This is a genomic window from Vibrio bathopelagicus (assembly GCF_014879975.1).
Lineage (GTDB): Bacteria > Pseudomonadota > Gammaproteobacteria > Enterobacterales > Vibrionaceae > Vibrio > Vibrio bathopelagicus.
This window is the reverse complement of record NZ_CP062501.1, coordinates 539,021-564,318: the sequence shown is the minus strand read 5'-3', so window position 1 is coordinate 564,318 and position 25,298 is coordinate 539,021. Positions and strand designations below refer to the sequence as shown.

Genomic DNA, 25,298 nt, shown 5'->3' with positions numbered 1-25,298 from the left:
GCTCGACAAGTAAATACAACGAAAAGTAAACACTACAAAGCCAGTCATTCCGACTGGCTTTTTTTATTTCCACCTACTCTAATAAAGCTCTGGCGTTATCACCCTGCTCATAGATATAGAGGCTGACACGAGACAGTATGGTTATCTCTTCTAAACTGACTTGAAGTGAGTTCTGCCCTCTTCCTAGGTTCGCTCTTAAGCGATCGACTAACTGCTGTACGGCCATCAAATCATCTCTTGCTTTTGGTACTCGAGTGTTCATAAAGGTGAACCACTTTTCACTCATGTTACGGCTGATCTTAGCGAGCACTTCTGTATTGGTGATTGTAAATGCCTTATCAAGATTGCCTCCGTCTCGAAGGATGTCATAGATGATGTGACCGTTCTTCTTCGCCACCATCATGTTCTTGGTATTGAGCTGCAATTCACCAATATGCCCATTGGCCATTTTTAAGAAGAACTTAATGTCTTTGTAGCCAGCATCGGTTGCGCCACAGTTGAATTTAGCATTGTCACCTTGGCTGGTGCCGTAGCGATCTTTCATCGCAGATTGGTGATGTTTCAACTCGACAAACTCTTTGGTCAAAATGATCATCGCTTTGGCAACGATCATATCTTCCATACTCTCAAACACGATCGTCATGCGCGCTGCATCTTTGAGATCGCCAATATCATAATGACGTTTTCGGTTGGTGATTTTATCTAGTGCACCATGGAAATCTTTGACACCTAGATAAGCACCGGGAGGCTGTTTGAGTGTCCCGTTACACACCGAAGCAACTTTCACAGCAAACTCTCTGAGTGCCTCTTGCGCTTCAACTGTCTCCATAAACATCAGAAACAGCTGCTTTTTCTTGAGCGTGGCATTCGCGACTTGATTTCGAGAACCAAAATCTAGGTTGCCGTTCGCTAACTTCTGACTCGATGATTCATCCAGATAGTTATGGATCTTTTCCTTCTGGGTCATGATGTCGAGAATGACCTGATCTTGCTGCTTGTTAGCGGCATTCATGTAATCGAAGTTTTCGACTTTCTGTTTTAGAGCTTGTAGCTTCTGTTGGTAGTCTTTGACGTTAACCAAGCGAAAGCCCTGAGACATGATGCCTTGTTGGTTTATCTTGGCGAGTACCTTCGCCTTGTTCTTTCTAACTTGTTCTTGGCTGATCTGAATTTCTTCTGTGGTCGGCATATTTTGGCTCCCTCTCCAATATGCTGTTAAAACTGTGCTTGCTGACTCGCAATTCCTTTTCTCTCCAACGATATTAGTTTATGGATTTGATAATTACATTAACCAACAACGATAAGCCTATAAAATAAATAAGGTTTGAGAGATGCTTCCCTAAAGTCACAACCCACAATGCGCCAACACCGCCAAATTCGAAGTTAAGTAATATGCTTAGATCTGGTAACAATTATTGGTATCGAGCTGACCTTACGTTATCCTTTACGCAATTCTTCATTGAGAGGTTTGTCACCACAACAAGCCTAACTTCAAGACCGATAAGAGTGTTATGAATTCTACTACCGCAACTCCCTTGCCTTCTCTTGGCCAACAACTCTATACAATGACATGGCCAATGCTGTTTGGGGTGCTTTCCCTAATGAGCTTCCAGCTTGTAGACAGTGCTTTTATTGGCCAACTGGGCGTGCTACCGCTGGCTGTTCAAGGTTTCACACTTCCGATACAGATGATCATCATTGGTATTCAGGTCGGGCTAGGAATCGCGACGACCGCGGTAATCGCTAGAGCCATTGGCGCGAATGAAACACGCTACGCTAAGCAGCTTGGTGGATTAGTGATTGCGATGGGCAGCGTGAGTGTCGCGCTTTTCTCCATCATCATCTATCTACTGCGTGGGCCAATTTTACAGTTGTTGGATGCGCCACCGACGGTATTGCCAATCATTGATTCTTATTGGATCTATTGGCTAGTCAGCTCTTGGACAGGTGCACTGCTCTACTTCTTCTACAGTGTGTGTCGTGCCAATGGTAATACCATGCTGCCCGGTTCAATGATGATCGCGACCAGTATCATCAACTTAATATTGGACCCGATTTTCATATTTACTCTCGACATGGGCATCAATGGAGCCGCCATTGCGACCATCTTGGCTTTCGGTGTGGGTATCTTTATCGTTGCTCCTAAGGTGACTAAGAAGCATTGGATGACGTTCGATTGGCACGATCTCGATATTGGTAAGAGTGTTCGTTCCATTGGTAACATCATGGGGCCTGCGATGATCAGTCAGCTGCTGCCACCTGTTTCATCAATGTTCGCCACTAAGCTGCTTGCTGGCTATGGCACCGCTGCCGTTGCAGCTTGGGCATTGGGTTCACGTTTTGAATTCTTCTCGATTGTCGCCGTGCTAGCACTAACGATGTCGATGCCTCCGATGATTGGCCGCATGTTGGGAGAAAACAACCTCGAAAATATACGTAAACTCGTTAAGATTGCGGTGATGTTCGTATTGGGGTTCCAGTTGGTGATAGCGCTAGTGACTTGGCTATTCTCTGGCGGACTGGCAAACCTAATGACCAGTGAAAGCGAAGTCTCGACGATTTTAAACTATCACCTACTGATCGTGCCTATTAGCTTAGGGCCATTAGGAATCTGTATGCTGATGGTTTCTGTCTCTAACGCTCTGGGCAAGTCCTACACCGCCTTGACGATTTCAGCGCTGCGCCTGTTCGCCTTCTTCCTGCCTTGCTTGTGGGTTGGCTCTCAACTTGCTGGTATTGAGGGCCTATTCTGGGGCGCTATGGTAGGTAATGTGCTTGCCGGAACATGTGCATGGTTTATGTATCAACGCGCACTTGGGCAAGTCGAAGCCAAGCTTAATATTGCGACCTAATATTTAAGCGTTGATTTAAACCAGAAGCAAACAAGTAAATACATACTAAAAAGCAGCCGCTGAGGCTGCTTTTTTCGTTTAGTGGATTAGCGAGACTCGATTCAAGATTGCTCAAAGTGACTCAGAAATTCGCCACAATCTTTCTGAAACAGTGGCAATGCTTCAGCCAGTTTTTCATCATCCCAATGCCACCATTCAAGGCTTTCTAATCGCTCAGCATAGCTAGGTTCATCAAAGCGAGGACGCAATACCTTGGCAGGGTTACCAACCACAATTGAGTATGGCGGCACGTCTTTCGTAACCACACTTCCCGCACCGACTATCGAACCATTACCAATCGTGATACCCGGCAGCACAATCACGCCGTGGCCAATCCACACATCATGCCCAACATGCACTTTGTCTTCTTCACGCCATGAAAATACCTCATCATCCAATGAAGTGGGGTCTTCACCTAACTGATACTTTCCTGGGCGATAAGTGAAGTGATGCAGCGTTGGACGCCACCATGGGTGATTACTCGGGTTCAAACGAACGGCCGCTGCAATGGAGGTGAATTTACCAATCTCAGTAAACATCAAATTACAGTCATTTTGAATATAACTGTAATCTCCAACCAACACGTTGTTTAACACACAACGGTCGGCGATTTCAGTCCAACGCCCTAGCTCAACGTTATGTAGCTTACTGCTTTCAGCAACGCTAGGTTCGCTGTTTAAGGTTGGGGAAAGAGGTTGGCTCATAGGGTTATCTCCTCGCCATCGTTGAGAATACGCAATCGCTGCGAAAAGGCGTGTGGGTGTTGTTCTGCCCATCCAAGCATGTGGTGGCTAACATGAATCAGGCCAAGCTTTTTCGGACGACAGTTCTCATCAATACCAAGTATGTGGTGGAAGTCATTGTGATTAGAGCTCGCTCGAACTTGAGAGTCTTCAATCGGTGGGGAGTTGCAATCGGTGATCAACCAATCGACAGGAAACTCTTTCAACCAACGCTCAGTTTGCTTTGGCAGCCCCACCGTGTCAGTTAAATAAGCTAAGCGCTTCCCGGCAAATTCAAAACAATAACCAAGACAAAGTTTAGAGTGGTTGAGTGGCAATGGTGTGACGGTGATTCCCTGCCAATCGAACGGCTTAAACGCTTGAGCACGCGATGAAAAATCCAAGATACCTGGGTGTTTATAGAGATCATCACAACCAAGTGGATCATCAGGAGAAATTACTGAGATCTTATCGCCAGCGCCCCATCGAAGATCAAACAAACTATGAACATGATCCATGTGGTAATGCGTTAGTAAGATCTGGTCAATCGATCCTGCGGGGAATCGGCACATAAGATCAGGAGCATTGGCATCCAACAGTAGATACTTACCATTATGTTCAAGGAAAGCCGATGACTTTTCGCGCCTTAAGCTCGGATCTTCAAGGGCAGACACGCACACCGAACAGTCACAACCGTAAACTGGTACCATCGCGCTGCTGGCAGTGCCTAACATGGTCAACTTCATGCGACACCACCTGCTGGTTCTGCGAGCCTTTCAGCTTGCTCTTTTAATCGTGCAAACTGCGCAATGCTCTGTTCAAGCGTGCCACTGTTATCAATACACAGTGTGTTATTGAGAGTCGACACTCCCGACACAGAGTCCACACAATAGTCCGCTGCACGTTGTAATCGAAGGGCAATCTCAGCTTCACTTTCACGGCCACGAGCTCGTAAGCGTGCTTCTAACACTTCAGGCTTAACGCTCACTACAACGGGAACTAACCGCTCGTCAAACAAGTCTCTGGCTGCATCCAAATACGCACGCGAACCATTAACCACGACACTTAAGCCCGCATCCATCCATTGATGAACCTCCTGGCCGATGCCATAGCTCATGCCGTGAGCCTGCCAACTCATTGCAAACATGTTGCGCGAGTAGCGAATAAAGAATTCATCCTCACTGAGTTCTACATGGTTTTCTCCACCAGCATCGGCCGCACGTGTAATGTAGCGATGAGCAACCACTAAGTCTTTGACGAACTGCTCACGCAGCGCCGAGATAATCGAATCTTTCCCTGCTCCAGAAGGACCAATTACGTAATAAAGCTGACCCGGTTTGTCAGCTTTAGGGGCAGCGTTCACCCCCCCATTCACATCAAATGAGTAACCTTTAGACATGGATTAGAATACCTTCTTGCCTTCGCGCCACACACGAGAAACGAGCTGATGACCATCAACACGATGCGCGAGCACCAAGTCAGCACGTTTACCCTCTGCAATCACACCTCGGTCGTGTAAGCCAAGGGCTTGCGCTGGGTTCAACGTCGCCAGTTGCACCGCTTGTGCCATATCAAGGTGGTTACGTTCATCGTTGACCAGCGTAAACACTGCGTCTAACAAACTCACAGGGTAATAATCGGATGACAAGATATCCAACACGCCCAAGGACGCCAATTCATGTGCTGCAACATTACCGGAATGCGAACCGCCACGAATCACGTTTGGCGCTCCCATCATCACCTTCAAACCTAATTCGTGAGAGCGCTTCGCTGCTTCGACCGTGGTAGGGAATTCAGCAATCACCATACCCAACTCTTTAGATTCGGTCACATGTGCGCTAGTCGCATCATCATGACTTGCCGTTGGAATGTTCAAATCACGGCACTGACGAGTGATCTCATCACGATTCTGTTTCGACCAACGTTCAGACTGAGCAACTTGGTCTTTTTCATACACCGCCATCTCAGCATCCGTCATGTTGTATTTACCTTGATAGTAAGTGCGGTACTTATCTAGGTTCACAAACTGACGCTGGCCTGGAGCGTGATCCATTACGGAGACTAACTGCACTTCTGGCATGTTCACGTAACGCTCAAACAGACCAACCGTGGTGGAATGTGGCACTTCACAACGCAAGTGAATACGGTGCTCGGCGCGGGTTAAACCACGCTTCTGGCTCTCGGCCACAGTATTAATAAACTGGTCGAGGTTCTCTTGGCGATTGCCATCTCGGTAATCCCCTAAAGCGACTGCATCGAGCACTGTGGTGATGCCTGAACCTATCAGCTGCGTATCATGCGCGCTCATTGCGGAAAGCGGTGGCCAGTTCACCTTTGGTCTTGGCGTGAAGTACTTCTCTAGATTGTCTGTATGCAGCTCAATCAAACCCGGCATTAAAAAGCCATTCTCACCATCAAAGGCACCCGGAAGTTGGCTTGTAGAGTCAGACATGTTGGCGATCACGCCGTCTCGCAGTTCAACCGAGCCACGTACCACTTCATTTTCAAGCACCAGATTTACGTTGGTAATAATCATTTGCGTCAGCTCCCTTTACGCACACGCTGTAGTGAGTTGTTTTGGTGAAATGTCTTGTTGTAGCTTCACGTCATACAGGCGGTCAGCAACTAAATCTCGTGTTGCTTCATCATGGAAGATACCGATGATTGCAGCGCCGCCCGCTTTGGCTTCTTCAATCAAGCTCACGACTACCGCACTGTTGGTCGCATCGAGCGAAGCGGTTGGTTCATCAAGCAGTAGGATTGGGTAATCAACAATAAAACCGCGTGCGATGTTCACACGCTGCTGTTCACCACCAGAAAAGGTCGCAGGTGCTAAGTGCCATAAATGCTCTGGCACGTTTAGGCGAGTCAGCAGTAACTTGGCTCTCTCTTCAGCTTCTTGCACGCAGCCACCCATTTCCAACATAGGTTGCATCACCACTTCCAGCGCACTGATACGCGGAATCACACGCAAGAACTGGCTCACCCAACCTATGGTGTGTTTACGTACATTGATGATTTCTCTTGGTGTTGCTTTTGCAAGGTCTAGCGTGCAGCCCTGATGCACAATATTAATCGAGCCTGAGTCCACCAAGTAGTTGGCATAGAGCGCACGCAATAGCGTTGATTTACCTGAGCCAGAGTGACCGTGAAGGACCACACACTCGCCGCTGTTTACGGAAAAGTTAGCACCAGTAAGTACAGGCAGCTCAACGCCATTTTGGTTGTGCAGCACAAAGGTTTTGCTGACGTTGTTTACGGTTAGTTTGGTATTCATGTCATCGTCCTTAATTCTGCAATACAGAAGAAACCAGCAATTGTGTATATGGGTGTTGAGGATCATCAAGCACTTGATCGGTAAGGCCACTTTCTACGACTTCACTACGACGCATTACCATGAGTCGATGTGCAAGCAAGCGAGCCACAGCAAGATCGTGAGTTACGATAACCACAGCTAACTCAAGCTCCGTGACTAAGCGACGAAGAAGATCAAGCAACTTGGCTTGGACCGACACATCCAAGCCGCCAGTCGGCTCATCCATGAAGATCAACTTAGGGTGAGTCACGAGGTTGCGGGCGATCTGTAATCTTTGCTGCATACCACCAGAGAAAGTCGTCGGCATGTCGTCCATTCGATCCGTTGGGATCTCAACATCGCTAAGCCATTTCGCCGATTTCTCACGAATCTCGCCATAGTTACGTTCGCCTACTGCCATCAAACGCTCACCAATGTTGCCACCCGCCGATACTCGGCCACGTAGACCATCCATTGGATGTTGATGCACCACGCCCCACTCTGTGCGCAGCAAGTGACGGCGCTGGCTTTCCGCCATCTGATATAAGTCTTCCAATTGTGAAATTTGCTTATCCGCATCACCACGCAAGTAAATCACCTCACCGCTGTCTGGTGTTTGACGACCAGAAAGCGACTTCAATAAGGTACTTTTTCCTGAGCCAGACTCCCCGACAATTCCCAACACTTCACCGGGATAGAGATCGAAAGATACATTCTGAAAACCCTTACCTGGCGCATACAACTTCGTGAGATTAGAGACAGACAACAGAGGTTGCTCTGACTGATTCCATTCGTGTTTCATGTTCGTCACAGCGTTCATGCGTTACTCTCCTCTTTAACAATTCCATCAAGTTGTTGGCTGCTTTCTTGTTGCTCACGGCAGTAATCCGTATCTGAGCAAACAAACATATGTGAGCCTTGGTCATCCATAACGACCTCATCAAGGAAGGTATCCTTCGAACCACAAATTGCACACGGCTCGTCCCACTTCTGAATCTCAAACGGGTGATCTTCGAAATCTAAACTCTGAACCTTGGTGTAAGGAGGAACAGCATAGATGCGCTTCTCGCGACCCGCACCAAACAGTTGCAGTGCGGCCATGTTGTCCATTTTCGGGTTGTCGAACTTAGGAATTGGCGATGGGTCCATGATGTAGCGGTCATTGACTCGCACTGGGTAAGCGTAAGCCGTTGAGATATGGCCAAAACGTGCGATGTCTTCATACAATTTTACATGCATGATTCCGTATTCTTGCAGCGCATGCATTTTGCGAGTCTCGGTTTCACGTGGCTCAATAAAGCGCAGCGGCTCAGGGATCGGCACCTGATACACCAAGATCTGATCTTCTTGAAGATCGACTTCTGGGATACGGTGACGAGTCTGGATGATGCTCGCTTCTGTGGTTTTTTCAGTCGTTTGTGCACTGGCGATAGATTTAAAGAACTCACGAATCGACACCGCATTGGTGGTGTCATCTGCACCTTGGTCGATAACTTTTAGCGTGTCTGGTTGACCGATAATCGCAGCGGTGATCTGCACGCCACCAGTTCCCCATCCGTAAGGCATTGGCATTTCACGACCACCAAAAGGCACTTGGTAACCCGGAATAGACACCGCTTTAAGCAACGCACGGCGAATCATTCGCTTGGTTTGCTCGTCAAGGTAGCCATAGTTGTAACCCGTAGCCCCGACCGGGCTTTGAGATGCTTTATCTTCGGTATTTAACGTCGTTGAAGAGTTAAGTATCGGTGCATTAAGTGTTGCTGTGTTCATGACTGACCTCCGTGTTCGCCATTACCTTGTTCGTCATTACCTGGCTGAGCCATCAATTCATCGTGCTCTTTATGCATTTTTCTAAGCAGCTCTAGTTCCGCTTGGAAATCGACGTAGTGAGGAAGTTTTAGGTGAGACACAAAGCCAGCGGCTTCGACATTGTCTGAGTGAGAAAGCACAAACTCTTCATCTTGAGCTGGACCATCCACTGGCTCATCGTATTCTGCAGCTTGCAAAGAACGGTCAACCAAGGCCATCGACATCGCTTTACGCTCAGTCGCACCAAACGTTAAACCGTAGCCGCGAGTCAACTTGGCTTTCTGTTGTTTATTACCAACAAAGCCATTGATCATCTGACACTCTGTCAGCTCTATTTCACCAATGTCGATGCTAAAACCTAGCTCTTCAGGTTCAATAGATAGCGTTGAAAATCCGGTACGAATCTCGCCTGCGAATGGGTGGTTACGACCATAGCCACGTTGGGTTGAATAGCTCAATGCCAATAAGAAACCTTCATCGCCGCGCACCAAGTTTTGTAGGCGTGCACTACGGTTACACGGGTAGTTCACCGGATTCATGGTGATGTCTTCTGGTACTTGCTGGTCATCTTCTTCGGTCAACATCATGTCGAGGTTTTCAAGAATGCCTAATACCTGTGGGCAAGGTTCAGAGTCAACCACATCTTGAGTTGGGATCTGCGGTGCTTCGCCTTCAGCAAGTAGGCTGAAATCCAACAGGCGATGCGTGTAATCATAGGTTGGACCTAAAATCTGTCCTCCCGGCAAATCTTTATAAGTTGCAGAAATACGACGCTCGATTCGCATTGCACTCGTGTCGATAGGTTGCGCTGTGATCAAGCGAGGCAACGTGGTGCGGTAAGCGCGTAACAAGAAAATAGCTTCGACTAAATCGCCAGCCGCTTGTTTGATTGCCAATGCCGCAAGTTGTTTGTCATAAATACCACCTTCCGTCATCACTCGGTCCACCGACCCCGACAACTGCTCTTGAATCTGCTCTACAGTCAGCTCTGGAAGCTCTGGATTACCGCGACGCTTCTTGGCTTGCAGTTGGTGCGCCAAGCTAATGGCCTTTTCTCCACCCTTTACAGCAACGTACATGATGTCGCCTCCACTTTGGTTGTACGAGGCAGACACAGCACTTGCTGCTCTGCGGCAAAGATAAAATCAACACCTAATGGGAACTTCACCAAGGATTGACGTTCTTTAAGGTAAGCAATAAAGCCCGCAGGTAATCCGGTGAATGAACCTATTTTTTCACTTTGGATTCCTGGACCACTCAGTGACAGCTCAGTACCTGACGTTAAGCTATCCACTTCAATTACAATCGTTGTTGAAGTATCTGGATACTCTTCGTTGCCGAGATTAAATGTCAGTTCTGACCAATCAATCTCCAGTAAATCTTGCTCTGATATCACAGCAAAACTGGCCTGTTGAAGCTGTTCTACAATCGGCGCGCCAACATGAAACTTAATGTTTTCAGTGACGGTGTGGTCGGCCTTTAATGTCGCGGATAGCCAAATTGGCGTCGCATTGTCGGCCATTGAAAGCAGCGTTTGGGCAGCTGCACTCATCATGGAACCAAAGCCTTCACAACGGTTTAGCGTTACTACGGTGCCGGGTTCCGACATCGCCTTCAGCAGTAATCGAAAGCACTGCTGGCTGTCATGAACTGCATCTTGAAATGCAGGAGAAATCATACTCATTGAATTCGTTCTAACCTGTTTAGTTCGTTAATCTTGTTCTTGAATGACATGTGGTTCTTGGGCTTGTCTGCGAAGCTGTTCTTCTTTACAAAATAAGCTTCGCCGCGAAGCTTTTCTTCACTAAGCCAGTCTTCTCCGCGAACCTAGTCTTCTCCGCGAACCATGGTAAAAAAGTCCACTTTGCTTGAAGCCACTTCTTGGCCACGTTCACTGTCTCGTTCGTGTTTCATTGCAGCCAACGGCTCAATAACTTGCGCCTTGATCACCTCGGCTTGTTGCCCGTTTTGCATCAAGGCATCGACAACTGCTGCTAGTTCTGCATGAGGCTTACTTCGCCCCTGTAGATAGCTGTAACCAAGTTCTCCACTTGCTAGCTTGACCACGGCGCGCGTAACGGTGACATCACCCATGTTGAACTGACGGCCAGTTGAGCCCATACGAGCTCGCACTTGTGCTAAACCAATCTCTGGCTGACGAACCATGGCGTATTCCGCTTCTAGCCCTAATGCTTCCCAGCGCGTTTTTAGTTCTGAAAACTGGCTCTGCGCGAGTACTGACATCCACTTTTGTCGCTCTTTCAAAGCTGTCATTTAGTGCTCCATTACAATTTCGGTTGCGTCGGCACGGGTGTTGGAACTTGAAAATTCCGCTATCACTTGCGTACCTTTGATTACGTTGGTGGTTTTAATTTTGAGTAGCGGTGTGCTGGTGCTGATTTGCAATAAACGACACTCTTCATTGGTTGGGATTTTTGCCCCCACACGCGTTTCCTTTCGCTCTAAATCAGTATCCAAACCACGCTGAATAAACTGGTGCAAAGAACCGTTAGTGAAATTCTTGAGAATCGGCCACCACGCCAGATTCGCTAGGTAGTGGTCGATGATGGTTCTCGGTGTCTCTCCGGTTTTTCGCAGGGTACGGATGTGAATAACCTTGCTCCCCTCTTCAATCTTCAAGTAGCCCGCAATCTTGGGGGATACATTGATAAGGCGAGACTGAAGCACCTCACACCTTGGCATCGCACCTTGTTCAATCAGGTTCTTGGTGAAATGCGCCCCCGAATGAAGTCGATACTCACTTGGCTCACGAATTACCATATTGCCTTTGCCTTGATGACGTTGAATAAGCCCTGTTGATACGAGTTCATCGACAGCGCGACGAAGCGTGTGACGATTCACGGCAAAGCGCTCAGCTAATTTGGATTCCGGTGGTAAGTAATCACCTGGAACAAAGCGGTCTTTCACTTCCTGTTCAAGCTGTGAAGCAATATCTAAGTAAACCGGCATAAGATGTTCCTTCCCTATAATTGAATTACTTATCTAGATAAGTTCAGACAAATAGACATCTAAGATGCCTAGATAAACTTCTTACGGATGATTTGAGAAACGAAGTCGATAACGCTCACCGTCACGATAACGATCGACATGATTGCTGCGGTTTGTTGTAGCTGGAAACCTGAGATAGATTGCCAAAGCAGCACACCAATGCCGCCCGCGCCAACCATACCTACAACCGTTGCCGAGCGAATATTCGACTCTAAGCGGTACAGCGAATATGAAATCCAAAGTGGCATCACTTGTGGAATTACACCGTATAGAATTACCTCAAATGGGTTTGCGCCTGTCGCTTTCACGCCTTCCATCGGGCCGGGTTCAATCGCTTCAATGGCCTCAGCAAACAGTTTGGCAAGCACACCGGTAGTGTGAATAAACAGTGCCATCACACCAGCAAACGGTCCCAGCCCAACGACCACTACAAACAGCATCGCAAACACCATTTCGTTGATAGCGCGTAGACAATCCATCAGTCGGCGAATTGGAAATGTCACCCAGCTCGGCATCAGGTTTTCAGCACTCAGAATGCCAAATGGAATCGCTAACAGAATCGACAACACGGTTCCCCAGATCCCCACTTGAATCGTCACCAGCATTTCGCTGAAGTACACATTGCTTTCACTGAAGTCAGCTGGAAAAAAGTCTTTACCAAGCTGAACCATGTTCTCCGGGTGTTCAAAGAACATCATTGGTGCCATTTCTGCGCCTTGCCACGCCCAGCTAAGGACCAGTAGCGTTATCACAGCAATCACGCCGTTTTTAATCGACAGCTTCGATGAAGGCTCGTAACGTTGAGTTATTGCAGTCATTGTTCTCTTACTCTGTTGTTGCGCCACCCACAGCGGCGCAATAGTTGGGATTAACCTTTCAGCGCATCAATTTGAGTTTGTAGCTGATCGATTTCTGCTTGGTATTGCGCCATGCGCTTGGTTCTGTCCGTTTCGCTTAGGTTGCTGTTGTTTTCAGCTTCAACGAGCTTCTTAAACGCTTCCATTTGACGAATGGGAAGTAATTGATTGTTATCAGTTGCCGCAAATCCAGACCACGCCAATTGGTGTAGGTTCTCAAGTTGCTGTTTATTACCGCTCTTGCCGTAGTTGACAAAGAAATCACGTGCTTTCTTCTTCATATCTGCATCGAGATTCTTGCGATACGTCACCACGTCTGAAGGAATAAGCTCTGACTGCCAAACCACCTTTAGTTTTTTGAACAACTCAGGGTTGCTCTCTTCAATACGGATAAGGTTCATAGTGTGATTAGTTGCGACGTCCACTTGATTATTCGCAACCGCCATCACATTCGAGCCGTGACTTGCAATAACAGTACGGTCAAAGTCATTTGCAGAAATTCCGTTGTTTGCGAACGCCTCAAAGTTAGGGACTAAAAAACCAGACGTAGAATTTGGGTCACCATTACCAAGTTTGAGCGTTTCGTGCTGATCGAGAACGTCTTGCAGTGTGTTGATGTTGTCATTTTCCGCATTGACGATAAGCAAGCTGTAGTAGCCTTGAAGGCCATCTTCATCGATGTAACGCGCAAATATCTCGGCATCAGCACGGTCCACCGCTTCCATTGCTGCTTTGTTGCCGTAATAGGCAAAATCAACCTTGCCAAAACGTTGCGCTTGAATGATTCCCGCGTAATCAGGGGCAAAATAGGCCTTCACTGATACCCCTAACGCCTCACCAAGATCATCTAAGAGAGGCTCCCAACGCTGACGTAAGTTTTGCTGAGCGTCGGTCGCGATAATGCCGAAGTTAATCTCTTCTTTTGCAATTGCATGGCTTGCTGTCAGCGTTGCCATAAGTGCAGTTGCTAGCGTTATCGCCTTCTTAATTCCCGACTTCATTGAATAAAACATCTTACTTCCCTGATATTTAGAACGACGCAGCAAGCACGTCAGATGGTTGAATATTCTGCGTGTCGACTGATTTTTTCGAACGGTATAAACTTTCCAATTGTGGCTTGGTCAGCTCTGCACTTTTTCCTTCGTAAAACACTTGGCCATCTTTTAAAACCACAATGTTTTCGCAATATTTAAGTGCGTGGTCGACTTGATGAAGTGTGACGATGACTGGAATGCCCTCTTTCTGATTGATATCAGTGAGTAGCTCCATCACAACACGTGCAGACTCAGGATCGAGTGAGGCAATAGGCTCATCCGCAAATATGATTTTAGCTTTCTGCATCAAAGCTCTAGCAATCGCTACACGTTGCTGCTGACCACCTGATAGGTTGCCAACACGTTGGCCCGCGAAGTCTTCCATGCCTACTCGACGCAGTGCTTCAAGTGCTTGTTGCTGCTGCTCAACCGTAAACATACCCGTTAGCGTTCTCCATTTAGGAGTAGAGCTCAATGCGCCAATCAGTACGTTGGTCATCACTGATAAGCGGTTAACGAGATTGAATTGTTGGAAGATGTAACCCGCTTGTGCACGGCAGTTGCGAACATTGCTGTCTGCCTTGCCATTCGCCTGCACAGTTTGACCAAGCACGTTGATTTGAGAGTCCGCGTTCTTATCACCAATGATCAAACCACTTAAATGTCGAAGCAGTGTTGATTTTCCGGAGCCCGATGGCCCAAGTAGTGCCGTCATCTTACGGCTGGTAATAGTCAGATTGATTCCATTCAACGCTTGATTTGAGCCGAATGTCTTGTTGACCTTCTTAACTTCAATGATGTTATTCATCGTCAGTGTCCCTGTTTGATTTAAGGCCACTTTGACGTCTGATTATTAAAGTTACGTGTCGGTTTATTTGCAGAAATGAAATATTTCAAGCGGTTAACTAACTTGTCTAGACAAACTTAACTCGCTGTTTTAAATGTAAAAAGAAGGAGAGATTTGATGGGGAATATCAACTTATATACAGAGGTAATTCACAGTAATTTGACAATAAAAAGCTCAATAATGACGGCAACGTCTTATAGATCTTTGCTCGAGAGATAAACACCTCCAATAACTAATAAGCTCGCATATAAAAAAGCACCCCATTATGGAATGCTCGTTTCACCTCAATCATGAATTTGTTCTAGATCATTAAAGTGTTCAAAAATGCAATCTTTGATTTTAAATATTTAAACTTTGATGGGGTTTAAGAAATTAAACCATATTGAGGATGGTTTAGTGATCCTGTTCAAATTTCGCTCTTAATTTCAGTTGAATTTCCGTTATTTGTTGATGTTTTAGACGCTTTTTAACGGTTTACAGAAGTTTACTGCACCTTGCTCAAATACCTCCAAAGGAGTAGATTTCAGCCATCAAGTTCAAAAATGTAAACCGAAACTATGAATGTAAAACAAGTTAGATTCACCGATGAAGACAGAGAATGTTTAAGCAATTACTTCCGCTTAGCAGACACGCTCGCTGATTTGATTGGCCCCTACTGTGAAGTAGTCATTCATTCATTTGAAAGCTTAGAAAACTCGGTCGTGAAAATCGTCAACGGTCATCATACCGGTCGTGAAATCGGCTCTCCTATCACAGACTTAGGTTTACGTATGTGGAGTAAATTCGAGAAAACCGGCGAAGTTTCTCCAAAGAGTTATTTCACCAATGCAGCAGACGGCTCCCTACTTAAATCAACGACCTGTGTGCTAGCCGGACCACAGCAAAAGCCGATTGGAATGCTGTGTATCAACATGAACTTATCCTTCCCATTCCCTGAAATCGTTAAAACGTTGATGCCAACATGCAATGTGTCTCAGACACTAGTCAGTGAGACTTTCAGCAAAAGCGCAAATGACGTGATTCAACAAGCGCTGACCGCAGCAATAAAAGAAGTGGAACAAGACGAAACGATTTCCTGCAAAAGTCGTAACAAAGCCATCATTCGTTGTTTGTTTGATAACGGCGTATTTGAGCTAAAAGAGACGACGACACAAGTATCAGAACAACTTGGGATCAGCCGTCAGGCGGTTTACAAGTTTATCCGTGAATTTAAATCAGAATAAAACCAATAATTTAGGAGTTACATCGTGAAACAGATCATTACCACTGAACAAGCACCTGCAGCTATCGGCCCTTACTCACAAGGTACGTCTTACGGCGACATGGTTTATACCTCAGGTCAATTACCTCTTGTTCCAGAAACCATGCAGTTTGTTGAAGGTGGCGTTAAAGAGCAGGCTCGCCAGTCTCTTGAAAATTTGAAGGCTGTTTTAGAAGCAAGTGGAGCTAGTCTAGACACTGTATTGAAGACAACCTGCTTCCTTTCAGACATGGAAAACTTTATTGCGTTTAACGAAGTGTACACCGAAGTGTTTGGCACGGAGAACGCACCTGCTCGTTCTTGTGTTGAAGCCGCAAGACTACCAAAAGACGCACTGGTTGAAGTTGAAGCCATCGCATACAGAAAGTAACCGACTTAGGTATTAATGGGTATCATAGGAGATTCTCATGAGCGTTTCATTTATTGGATTAAGCATACTGTTTTTTGGATTTTACGCACTGCTGTCGAATTTTAAAAAGCAAAAGAAAAGTTTTAACTTCCGCGTACTGAGTGCGCTTGCTGCTGGCTTGTTGTTCGGTGGCGCAATTCAGCTTGTTTTCGGTGTCGGTAACGTTGCTACATCAGGCTTTGCTGAACTGATCTCAGTGTTCGGTAAAGGCTACATCAAGCTTCTACAAATGATCGTTATCCCGCTCGTGTTCGTGGCGATGATCTCTTCGATCATGAACGTTGAAGGTGGCGGCGCGTTATCTCGTATCGCACCAAAAATCATCGGTATTCTACTTTTCACTTGTGCAATCTCAGCGGCAGTTGGTATCGCAAGTATTTACCTATTTGGTATCGATGCAAACGCGCTAGTGAGCACCATTGGAACAAACAGTGCGATTGAAGCTCGTGGTGATTCACTGGTAGCAACACAAGATGCAATGGCGAGCAGTGGTCTTTCTGGTATGGCGCTGTCTATCATCCCAACCAACATCTTTGACATGCTAACAGGCTCTCAGCGTACCTCTACACTATCGACAGTATTGTTCGGTATGTTCCTTGGTTACTGTATCCTGCAAGTGAAAAACCGTAAGCCTGAAAAAGTGCAAAACTTCGTTGATTTCATAAACTCTGCAAAAGAAGTAGTGCTATCAATGGTACGTGAAATTTTGAAGCTAACGCCTTACGGTGTATTCGCTCTGATGACCACGTTCATGATGACCAACGACCTATTCGCACTTGCTGAGATGGGACGCTTCCTATTAGCGAGCTACGTGGCAATCGGCGTTATGTTCGGCATTCACTTCGTAATGGTGTCTATGTTCGGCCTTTCTCCAGCGAAGTTCATGAAGAAAATCTGGCCTGTATTGGTATTCGGCTTTGGTTCTCGCTCAAGTATGGCGGCTATCCCACTAAACGTTGAAACACAAACTCAGCGCCTAGGTGTGGACGAAGAAACAGCAAACATGTCAGCGACATTCGGTACCAGTATCGGTCAGAACGGTTGTGCAGGTATCTACCCAGCAATGCTAGCCATCATGGCAGCACAAGTTATGGGTATGCCCGTTGACTTAGGCTTCATCCTACAACTGATTGCTGTTATCGCGATTGCTTCATTCGGTATCGCAGGTGTTGGTGGCGGTGCAACATTCGCCGCAGTAGCGGTACTAACCATCATGGGTCTAGATATTACTGTGGTAGCGATTCTGGTTTCTATCGAAGCGCTAATCGACATGGCTCGTACCGCACTTAACATCTCAGGCTCTATGTTATCTGGTGTTCTAACGGCTAAGAAAAACGGCTCGTTAAACACAGAGCAATACGACGCTGATGTTGCTGCGACGGTTTCAAAAGAAGCAGCAGTATAATTCACACGCTTAATTAAGAGCACTCCTCATGAGTGCTCTTCTGTTTTTCCTGAGTTCAGGTTATTTAGGTAATAAATATGAAAGTTGTTGTTATAGGCGGTAGCGCCGCTGGTATGAGTTTCGCAGCAAAATACAAACGTAATCAGCCAACAGACGAAGTCATCGTTCTAGATAAGCGTAGTTACATCTCTTTTGGAGCATGTGGTTTACCCTACTTTGCGGGCGGCATGTTTGATGACACAGAACGCATGATTTCTCGTACGCCAGAACAAGCGATTAACTCTGGCTTAGACGTTCGTATTGAAACAGAAATGGTCTCACTAGACCGCATTGAAAAGCAGATTAAAGTTCGTCATAAAGGCGAAGAGAGCATCATCGATTACGATATGGTGGTGATTGCCACAGGCGCGCGACCAATCGTTCCTTCGTTCGGTGAATACAACTCAGAACACGTATATACACTGACAAGCATGGAAGATGGCTTAGCAGTAAAAGAAGCTTTGAAAGACAGTAATAAGCAACGAGTGTGTGTGATTGGTGCTGGCTTTATAGGTTTAGAAGTGTTCGACGCAGCACACGGCCTAGACAAACACGTAACGATCATCGAACGTGAACAGCACATCATGAGCCGCCAGTTCAGCCCAGAGATCATTGAAGTAGTTGAAAGGGCTATTAGAGAATCAGGTGCAGACCTTAAAACAAGTTGCAGCGTGTCTGCGATTCGCGATGCAGAGCAAGGCGGTTACATTGTAGAGACCGATAACGGTATTGTAGAAGCGGATGTCGTGATCCTGTCACTCGGCTTCAAACCAAACACAGAAGTATTCGAACTACCAAAAGCTACAAATGGTGCATTGTTAGTGAATGAATATGGCGCAACTGAAAACGCTTACATTCATGCTGTAGGCGACTGTGCAGTGGTTCATCACATGGCATTAGGCAAACCGGTATATGTGCCACTTGCAACCACAGCCAACAAACAAGCGCGCATGATGGCAGACAAACTTGCAGGTAAAGATACTTATATGTCAGGCTTCTTGGGGTCATCTTGTTTGAAAGTACTCTACTACGAACTGGCATGTACTGGCGTGAATGAACTTCTGGCGAAAGAACATAACTTAGATGTGAAAGTATCAACGATTTCAGACAAGAACCAGACGGATTACTACCCTGGTCAAGAGGACATCAAGGTTAAACTGGTTTATCACCCAGATACCAATGTTCTTCTAGGTAGCGAAATCGTTGGTAAGAAAGGGGCTGTAGGCCGAATCAACGCACTAGCTGTTGCTATCACTGCAAAAATGACCACACAGCAGCTAGGCTATATGGACTTCTGCTATGCGCCACCATTCGCACGGACTTGGGATGCTCTAAACGTAGCAGGTAACGTAGCAAAATAAGCGATGACTAGTTAGCTACATTCAAAAAACACTAAAGCAGAGCCTAAACGCTCTGCTCTTTGTTACCTCAACTCGAATAACCCTCTCACTAAGTAGATAACGATGTATCCAAGGTATTTTGGTTTTCTTTTAGCAAATTCAAAACGAAAAAAAGCCCGCTGATTTCTCAGCGGGCTTTCTAATGGTGGTGGAGGGATAGGGATTTGAACCCTAGAACCGCTATTAACGGTTGCCGGTTTTCAAGACCGGTGCTTTCGACCACTCAGCCATCCCTCCAGCAAATTGTCATCAACAGATTAGTACACTGTAGATGTTGTTACTTGCTATGCAAATAACGATACCTTTTGTCTTCACTTTTTAAAAAAGTGAAAATAAATAGGAGCCTGGCGATGTCCTACTCTCACATGGGGAAGCCCCACACTACCATCGGCGCTATTGTGTTTCACTTCTGAGTTCGGCATGGAATCAGGTGGGTCCACAATGCTATGGTCGCCAAGCAAATTTTAAAATTCGGAAAGCTATAATCTAAAAGTGTCTCTTCAAACTCATTCAAGGTCTGTCTTTGAGTCCACAAAACCCCTTGGGTGTTGTATGGTTAAGCCTCACGGGCAATTAGTACAGGTTAGCTCAATGCCTCGCAGCACTTACACACCCTGCCTATCAACGTCGTAGTCTACGACAACCCTTTAGGACGCTTATAGCGTCAGGGAAAACTCATCTCAAGGCTCGCTTCCCGCTTAGATGCTTTCAGCGGTTATCGATTCCGAACTTAGCTACCGGGCAATGCCATTGGCATGACAACCCGAACACCAGAGGTTCGTCCACTCCGGTCCTCTCGTACTAGGAGCAGCCCCTTTCAATTTTCCAACGCCCACGGCAGATAGGGACCGAACTGTCTCACGACGTTCTAAACCCAGCTCGCGTACCACTTTAAATGGCGAACAGCCATACCCTTGGGACCGACTTCAGCCCCAGGATGTGATGAGCCGACATCGAGGTGCCAAACACCGCCGTCGATATGAACTCTTGGGCGGTATCAGCCTGTTATCCCCGGAGTACCTTTTATCCGTTGAGCGATGGCCCTTCCATTCAGAACCACCGGATCACTATGACCTGCTTTCGCACCTGCTCGAATTGTCATTCTCGCAGTCAAGCGGGCTTATGCCATTGCACTAACCACACGATGTCCAACCGTGTTTAGCCCACCTTCGTGCTCCTCCGTTACTCTTTGGGAGGAGACCGCCCCAGTCAAACTACCCACCAGGCACTGTCCGTAACCCCGATTCAGGGGCCAACGTTAGAACATCAAAACTACAAGGGTGGTATTTCAAGGACGACTCCACCACATCTAGCGACGCGGTTTCATAGTCTCCCACCTATCCTACACATGTAGGTTCAATGTTCAGTGCCAAGCTGTAGTAAAGGTTCACGGGGTCTTTCCGTCTAGCCGCGGGTACACTGCATCTTCACAGCGATTTCAATTTCACTGAGTCTCGGGTGGAGACAGCGTGGCCATCATTACGCCATTCGTGCAGGTCGGAACTTACCCGACAAGGAATTTCGCTACCTTAGGACCGTTATAGTTACGGCCGCCGTTTACCGGGGCTTCGATCAAGAGCTTCGACCGAAGTCTAACCCCATCAATTAACCTTCCGGCACCGGGCAGGCGTCACACCGTATACGTCATCTTACGATTTTGCACAGTGCTGTGTTTTTAATAAACAGTTGCAGCCACCTGGTATCTGCGACTCTCGTCTGCTCCATCCGCAAGGGACTTCACTGATAAGAGCGTACCTTCTCCCGAAGTTACGGTACCATTTTGCCTAGTTCCTTCACCCGAGTTCTCTCAAGCGCCTTGGTATTCTCTACCCGACCACCTGTGTCGGTTTGGGGTACGATTCCTTACAATCTGAAGCTTAGAGGCTTTTCCTGGAAGCATGGCATCAATGACTTCACTACCGTAGTAGCTCGACATCGTATCTCAGCGTTAAAGAAAGTCCGGATTTACCTAAACTTTCCGCCTACATACTTGAACCTGGACAACCGTCGCCAGGCCCACCTAGCCTTCTCCGTCCCCCCATCGCAATTGTAAGAAGTACGGGAATATTAACCCGTTTCCCATCGACTACGCCTTTCGGCCTCGCCTTAGGAGTCGACTTACCCTGCCCCGATTAACGTTGGACAGGAACCCTTGGTCTTCCGGCGAGGGAGTTTTTCACTCCCTTTATCGTTACTCATGTCAGCATTCGCACTTCTGATACCTCCAGCAGCCCTTACAGACCACCTTCAACGGCTTACAGAACGCTCCCCTACCCCACATACCCTAAGGTACGTAGCCGCAGCTTCGGTGTATAGCTTAGCCCCGTTACATCTTCCGCGCAGGCCGACTCGACCAGTGAGCTATTACGCTTTCTTTAAATGATGGCTGCTTCTAAGCCAACATCCTGGCTGTCTGAGCCTTCCCACATCGTTTCCCACTTAGCTATACTTTGGGACCTTAGCTGGCGGTCTGGGTTGTTTCCCTCTCCACGACGGACGTTAGCACCCGCCGTGTGTCTCCCGGATAGTACTTACTGGTATTCGGAGTTTGCAAAGGGTTGGTAAGTCGGGATGACCCCCTAGCCTTAACAGTGCTCTACCCCCAGTAGTATTCGTCCGAGGCGCTACCTAAATAGCTTTCGGGGAGAACCAGCTATCTCCAGGTTTGATTGGCCTTTCACCCCTAGCCACAAGTCATCCGCTAATTTTTCAACATTAGTCGGTTCGGTCCTCCAGTTGATGTTACTCAACCTTCAACCTGCCCATGGCTAGATCACCTGGTTTCGGGTCTAATCCTAGCAACTGTACGCCCAGTTAAGACTCGGTTTCCCTACGGCTCCCCTAAACGGTTAACCTTGCTACTAAAATTAAGTCGCTGACCCATTATACAAAAGGTACGCAGTCACACCACGAAGGTGCTCCTACTGCTTGTACGTACACGGTTTCAGGTTCTATTTCACTCCCCTCACAGGGGTTCTTTTCGCCTTTCCCTCACGGTACTGGTTCACTATCGGTCAGTCAGTAGTATTTAGCCTTGGAGGATGGTCCCCCCATATTCAGACAGGATATCACGTGTCCCGCCCTACTCGATTTCACTGATTATGATGTGTCGGTTACGGGGCTATCACCCTTTATTGCGAGACTTTCCAGACTCTTCACCTGCATCATTAAAAGCTTAAGGGCTAATCCAATTTCGCTCGCCGCTACTTTCGGAATCTCGGTTGATTTCTCTTCCTCGGGGTACTTAGATGTTTCAGTTCCCCCGGTTTGCCTCCTGTTGCTATGTATTCACAACAGGATACGTGCTTATGCACGTGGGTTTCCCCATTCAGAAATCCCAGACTCAAAAGGTTATTACTACCTAATCTGGGCTTATCGCAAGTTATTACGTCTTTCATCGCCTCTGACTGCCAAGGCATCCACCGTGTACGCTTAGTCACTTAACCATACAACCCGAAAGGGTCTCTGTTTTACTTTCACTTTTGAAAAGTGAAAACAAACTTGTATGGCAACTAACCAAGGTTTTTGGTTGTCATCAAGAAGGGTTAATTCTCAATGACTGTTTGCCGGACTCAATTTACTTTTTGTTTCCACTTTTTAATAAAAAGTAGAGTCAAAAATGAACAATCATTTCTGATCGTTCGAATACAAGACACTTGAATGTGTTTGTTGTGTTTATACCGTCCCTATTAAATAAGAGCAGATAAACATTGAGAACTTTTAAATTTGATTTAAATAACTTCGTTATTTAAATCAGTCAGCTTTCCAAATTGTTAAAGAGCAAGAGTTATAAGTGTTAAACTTTTAAACCCATTTTTAAATACTCTCTTACGAGAATGCTTAAAGATGGTGGGCGATACCGGGCTCGAACCAGTGACCCCCTGCTTGTAAGGCAGGTGCTCTCCCAACTGAGCTAATCGCCCATGATAGTTTTAATTCCTTCATGGAGAAAGAATGGTGGAGCTATGCGGGATCGAACCGCAGACCTCCTGCGTGCAAGGCAGGCGCTCTCCCAGCTGAGCTATAGCCCCATATTTTTATTTCCTTGGGAGGAAATGGTGGGTCGTGCAGGATTCGAACCTGCGACCAATTGATTAAAAGTCAACTGCTCTACCAACTGAGCTAACGACCCAATGGTATCCCGTAGGGGAGTCGAACCCCTGTTACCGCCGTGAAAGGGCGGTGTCCTAGGCCTCTAGACGAACGGGACACTGCTAATTTATCTCCACTTTAAAAGTAGAAACAAACTTCGAAGAACCTTGGGAGTTCTTCTTCTCTTTGCTTTTCTAAACCTAATCAATCTGTGTGGACACTCATCGTAAGTATCTTCGTATAAGGAGGTGATCCAGCCCCAGGTTCCCCTAGGGCTACCTTGTTACGACTTCACCCCAGTCATGAACCACAAAGTGGTGAGCGTCCTCCCCGAAAGGTTAAACTACCCACTTCTTTTGCAGCCCACTCCCATGGTGTGACGGGCGGTGTGTACAAGGCCCGGGAACGTATTCACCGTGACATTCTGATTCACGATTACTAGCGATTCCGACTTCATGGAGTCGAGTTGCAGACTCCAATCCGGACTACGACGCACTTTTTGGGATTCGCTCACTATCGCTAGCTTGCTGCCCTCTGTATGCGCCATTGTAGCACGTGTGTAGCCCTACTCGTAAGGGCCATGATGACTTGACGTCGTCCCCACCTTCCTCCGGTTTATCACCGGCAGTCTCCCTGGAGTTCCCGACATTACTCGCTGGCAAACAAGGATAAGGGTTGCGCTCGTTGCGGGACTTAACCCAACATTTCACAACACGAGCTGACGACAGCCATGCAGCACCTGTCTCAGAGCTCCCGAAGGCACACCTGCGTCTCCGCTGGCTTCTCTGGATGTCAAGAGTAGGTAAGGTTCTTCGCGTTGCATCGAATTAAACCACATGCTCCACCGCTTGTGCGGGCCCCCGTCAATTCATTTGAGTTTTAATCTTGCGACCGTACTCCCCAGGCGGTCTACTTAACGCGTTAGCTCCGAAAGCCACGGCTCAAGGCCACAACCTCCAAGTAGACATCGTTTACGGCGTGGACTACCAGGGTATCTAATCCTGTTTGCTCCCCACGCTTTCGCATCTGAGTGTCAGTGTCTGTCCAGGGGGCCGCCTTCGCCACTGGTATTCCTTCAGATCTCTACGCATTTCACCGCTACACCTGAAATTCTACCCCCCTCTACAGCACTCTAGTTCACCAGTTTCAAATGCAGTTCCGAGGTTGAGCCCCGGGCTTTCACATCTGACTTAATGAACCACCTGCATGCGCTTTACGCCCAGTAATTCCGATTAACGCTCGCACCCTCCGTATTACCGCGGCTGCTGGCACGGAGTTAGCCGGTGCTTCTTCTGTTGCTAACGTCAAGAGATAGCGCTATTAACACTACCCCCTTCCTCACAACTGAAAGTACTTTACAACCCGAAGGCCTTCTTCATACACGCGGCATGGCTGCATCAGGCTTTCGCCCATTGTGCAATATTCCCCACTGCTGCCTCCCGTAGGAGTCTGGACCGTGTCTCAGTTCCAGTGTGGCTGATCATCCTCTCAGACCAGCTAGGGATCGTCGCCTTGGTGAGCCATTACCTCACCAACTAGCTAATCCCACCTAGGCATATCTTGACGCGAGAGGTCCGAAGATCCCCCTCTTTGGCCCGTAGGCATTATGCGGTATTAGCCATCGTTTCCAATGGTTATCCCCCACATCAAGGCAATTTCCTAGGCATTACTCACCCGTCCGCCGCTCGACGCCCATTAAATCCTCCGAAGAATCAATAATGTCGTTTCCGCTCGACTTGCATGTGTTAGGCCTGCCGCCAGCGTTCAATCTGAGCCATGATCAAACTCTTCAATTTAAAGTTTTGATTACCTAAATTAATAGGTGTGACTCAACGAATACTGACTTCAAAACTAATATTTACCGCTCTTTCAAAAAAGAACAGAAACATGTAATTCTAAAGCTATTACCATTCCAACAGAATGGTAATGAATTGACTGTGCCGATTAACTACAAGTAGTTAAACGTATTGGTCACTCAGTTCATTGAAATCATTTTGATTCCGAAGAATCTGTTTTATCTAACGATAAAACGTTTTGATATTCATCAACGAGTGCCCACACAGATTGATAGGTTTAAATTGTTAAAGAGCTTTGCTTATCGAAACTTTCTTTTTACAAAGAAACCCTTGAAAGCGGACGTGAATTCTAGCGATTTAATCTTAAGTGTCAAACACTTTTTAAAATTAATTTCTTTCGAACTTTCCGTCTTACTGATTACCGCTGAG

General features: G+C 46.9%; 20 protein-coding genes, 5 tRNA genes and 3 rRNA genes. 5 read left to right on the top strand and 23 right to left on the bottom strand.

Annotated features, from left to right (window positions below):
- Positions 1–73 precede the first annotated feature (73 nt).
- Positions 74–1,189, bottom strand: coding sequence for a hypothetical protein (locus IHV80_RS18855; RefSeq protein ID WP_192891846.1), 1,116 nt, complete (start codon positions 1,187–1,189; stop codon positions 74–76).
- 322 nt (positions 1,190–1,511) lie between these two features.
- Between IHV80_RS18855 and IHV80_RS18850 the strand changes: the two genes are divergently transcribed.
- On the top strand, positions 1,512–2,852 hold the full coding sequence (locus tag IHV80_RS18850) for an MATE family efflux transporter (protein ID WP_192891845.1): 1,341 nt from the start codon (positions 1,512–1,514) through the stop codon (positions 2,850–2,852).
- A 101-nt stretch (positions 2,853–2,953) separates the two neighbouring features.
- Here IHV80_RS18850 and IHV80_RS18845 read toward each other — a convergent pair whose 3' ends face one another.
- The 14 genes from IHV80_RS18845 to phnC form a co-directional block, all read right to left on the bottom strand.
- Complete coding sequence (locus IHV80_RS18845; RefSeq protein WP_192891844.1) at positions 2,954–3,595, bottom strand: DapH/DapD/GlmU-related protein; 642 nt, start codon at positions 3,593–3,595, stop codon at positions 2,954–2,956.
- The gene (gene phnP, locus IHV80_RS18840; RefSeq protein ID WP_192891843.1) at positions 3,592–4,359 is read right to left on the bottom strand and encodes a phosphonate metabolism protein PhnP; all 768 of its coding nucleotides are present in this window, start codon (positions 4,357–4,359) and stop codon (positions 3,592–3,594) included. The genes IHV80_RS18845 and phnP overlap by 4 nt, the downstream gene beginning before the upstream one ends.
- A complete protein-coding gene (gene phnN / locus IHV80_RS18835) occupies positions 4,356–5,012 on the bottom strand; it encodes a ribose 1,5-bisphosphokinase (RefSeq protein ID WP_192891842.1) in 657 nt (218 codons plus the stop codon). Before phnN ends, phnP begins: the two co-directional genes overlap by 4 nt.
- Before the next feature lie 3 nt (positions 5,013–5,015).
- Positions 5,016–6,149, bottom strand: coding sequence for an alpha-D-ribose 1-methylphosphonate 5-triphosphate diphosphatase (phnM, locus tag IHV80_RS18830; RefSeq protein WP_192891841.1), 1,134 nt, complete (start codon positions 6,147–6,149; stop codon positions 5,016–5,018).
- A gap of 15 nt (positions 6,150–6,164) precedes the next feature.
- On the bottom strand, positions 6,165–6,890 hold the full coding sequence (gene phnL, locus IHV80_RS18825) for a phosphonate C-P lyase system protein PhnL (protein ID WP_192891840.1): 726 nt from the start codon (positions 6,888–6,890) through the stop codon (positions 6,165–6,167).
- Between the two features lie 10 nt (positions 6,891–6,900).
- The gene (gene phnK, locus IHV80_RS18820) at positions 6,901–7,728 is read right to left on the bottom strand and encodes a phosphonate C-P lyase system protein PhnK (RefSeq protein ID WP_192891839.1); all 828 of its coding nucleotides are present in this window, start codon (positions 7,726–7,728) and stop codon (positions 6,901–6,903) included.
- Positions 7,725–8,681 (bottom strand): alpha-D-ribose 1-methylphosphonate 5-phosphate C-P-lyase PhnJ, encoded by a 957-nt coding sequence (locus IHV80_RS18815; RefSeq protein ID WP_192891838.1) that lies wholly within the window; start codon positions 8,679–8,681, stop codon positions 7,725–7,727. The genes phnK and IHV80_RS18815 overlap by 4 nt, the downstream gene beginning before the upstream one ends.
- Positions 8,678–9,799, bottom strand: a complete 1,122-nt coding sequence (locus IHV80_RS18810) for a carbon-phosphorus lyase complex subunit PhnI (protein ID WP_192891837.1) — start codon at positions 9,797–9,799, stop codon at positions 8,678–8,680. The genes IHV80_RS18815 and IHV80_RS18810 overlap by 4 nt, the downstream gene beginning before the upstream one ends.
- Positions 9,784–10,404 carry a phosphonate C-P lyase system protein PhnH gene (phnH, locus tag IHV80_RS18805; RefSeq protein ID WP_192891836.1) on the bottom strand — a complete coding sequence of 207 codons (621 nt, stop codon included), beginning with the start codon at positions 10,402–10,404 and terminating at the stop codon, positions 9,784–9,786. Before phnH ends, IHV80_RS18810 begins: the two co-directional genes overlap by 16 nt.
- Before the next feature lie 143 nt (positions 10,405–10,547).
- Positions 10,548–10,994 (bottom strand): phosphonate C-P lyase system protein PhnG, encoded by a 447-nt coding sequence (gene phnG, locus IHV80_RS18800; protein ID WP_192891835.1) that lies wholly within the window; start codon positions 10,992–10,994, stop codon positions 10,548–10,550.
- Positions 10,995–11,690 (bottom strand): phosphonate metabolism transcriptional regulator PhnF, encoded by a 696-nt coding sequence (gene phnF, locus IHV80_RS18795; protein WP_192891834.1) that lies wholly within the window; start codon positions 11,688–11,690, stop codon positions 10,995–10,997. It lies immediately after the preceding gene.
- 68 nt (positions 11,691–11,758) lie between these two features.
- The gene (phnE, locus tag IHV80_RS18790; RefSeq protein ID WP_192891833.1) at positions 11,759–12,547 is read right to left on the bottom strand and encodes a phosphonate ABC transporter, permease protein PhnE; all 789 of its coding nucleotides are present in this window, start codon (positions 12,545–12,547) and stop codon (positions 11,759–11,761) included.
- A 50-nt stretch (positions 12,548–12,597) separates the two neighbouring features.
- Positions 12,598–13,599 carry a phosphonate ABC transporter substrate-binding protein gene (gene phnD, locus IHV80_RS18785; RefSeq protein WP_192891832.1) on the bottom strand — a complete coding sequence of 334 codons (1,002 nt, stop codon included), beginning with the start codon at positions 13,597–13,599 and terminating at the stop codon, positions 12,598–12,600.
- 16 nt (positions 13,600–13,615) lie between these two features.
- The gene (gene phnC, locus IHV80_RS18780) at positions 13,616–14,428 is read right to left on the bottom strand and encodes a phosphonate ABC transporter ATP-binding protein (protein ID WP_192891831.1); all 813 of its coding nucleotides are present in this window, start codon (positions 14,426–14,428) and stop codon (positions 13,616–13,618) included.
- A gap of 596 nt (positions 14,429–15,024) precedes the next feature.
- Between phnC and IHV80_RS18775 the strand changes: the two genes are divergently transcribed.
- The 4 genes from IHV80_RS18775 to IHV80_RS18760 all read left to right on the top strand — a co-directional run bounded on the left by IHV80_RS18775 (position 15,025) and on the right by IHV80_RS18760 (position 18,942).
- Complete coding sequence (locus tag IHV80_RS18775; RefSeq protein ID WP_017111553.1) at positions 15,025–15,690, top strand: helix-turn-helix transcriptional regulator; 666 nt, start codon at positions 15,025–15,027, stop codon at positions 15,688–15,690.
- Between the two features lie 24 nt (positions 15,691–15,714).
- A complete protein-coding gene (locus tag IHV80_RS18770) occupies positions 15,715–16,098 on the top strand; it encodes a RidA family protein (RefSeq protein ID WP_192891830.1) in 384 nt (127 codons plus the stop codon).
- Positions 16,099–16,135: 37 nt separating this feature from the next.
- Entirely contained in the window at positions 16,136–17,542 is a 1,407-nt protein-coding gene (locus IHV80_RS18765; protein WP_086712474.1) for a cation:dicarboxylate symporter family transporter, read from the top strand.
- Positions 17,543–17,619: 77 nt separating this feature from the next.
- Entirely contained in the window at positions 17,620–18,942 is a 1,323-nt protein-coding gene (locus tag IHV80_RS18760) for a CoA-disulfide reductase (RefSeq protein ID WP_192891829.1), read from the top strand.
- A gap of 185 nt (positions 18,943–19,127) precedes the next feature.
- Here the strand turns inward: IHV80_RS18760 and IHV80_RS18755 are convergent.
- From IHV80_RS18755 to IHV80_RS18720, 8 genes are all read right to left on the bottom strand, one after another.
- Positions 19,128–19,218 (bottom strand) — tRNA-Ser (locus IHV80_RS18755).
- A gap of 105 nt (positions 19,219–19,323) precedes the next feature.
- Positions 19,324–19,439 (bottom strand): 5S ribosomal RNA (gene rrf / locus IHV80_RS18750).
- A gap of 94 nt (positions 19,440–19,533) precedes the next feature.
- Positions 19,534–22,427, bottom strand: a 23S ribosomal RNA gene (locus IHV80_RS18745).
- Between the two features lie 401 nt (positions 22,428–22,828).
- Positions 22,829–22,904, bottom strand: a tRNA-Val gene (locus IHV80_RS18740).
- 32 nt (positions 22,905–22,936) lie between these two features.
- Positions 22,937–23,012 (bottom strand) — tRNA-Ala (locus IHV80_RS18735).
- A gap of 25 nt (positions 23,013–23,037) precedes the next feature.
- Positions 23,038–23,113, bottom strand: a tRNA-Lys gene (locus IHV80_RS18730).
- Positions 23,114–23,115: 2 nt separating this feature from the next.
- A tRNA-Glu gene (locus tag IHV80_RS18725) sits at positions 23,116–23,191 on the bottom strand.
- 123 nt (positions 23,192–23,314) lie between these two features.
- Positions 23,315–24,869: ribosomal RNA gene (locus IHV80_RS18720) — 16S ribosomal RNA — on the bottom strand.
- Together the 16S, 23S and 5S rRNA genes with 5 tRNA genes alongside form the textbook arrangement of a ribosomal RNA operon.
- Between the last annotated feature and the right edge of the window lie 429 nt (positions 24,870–25,298).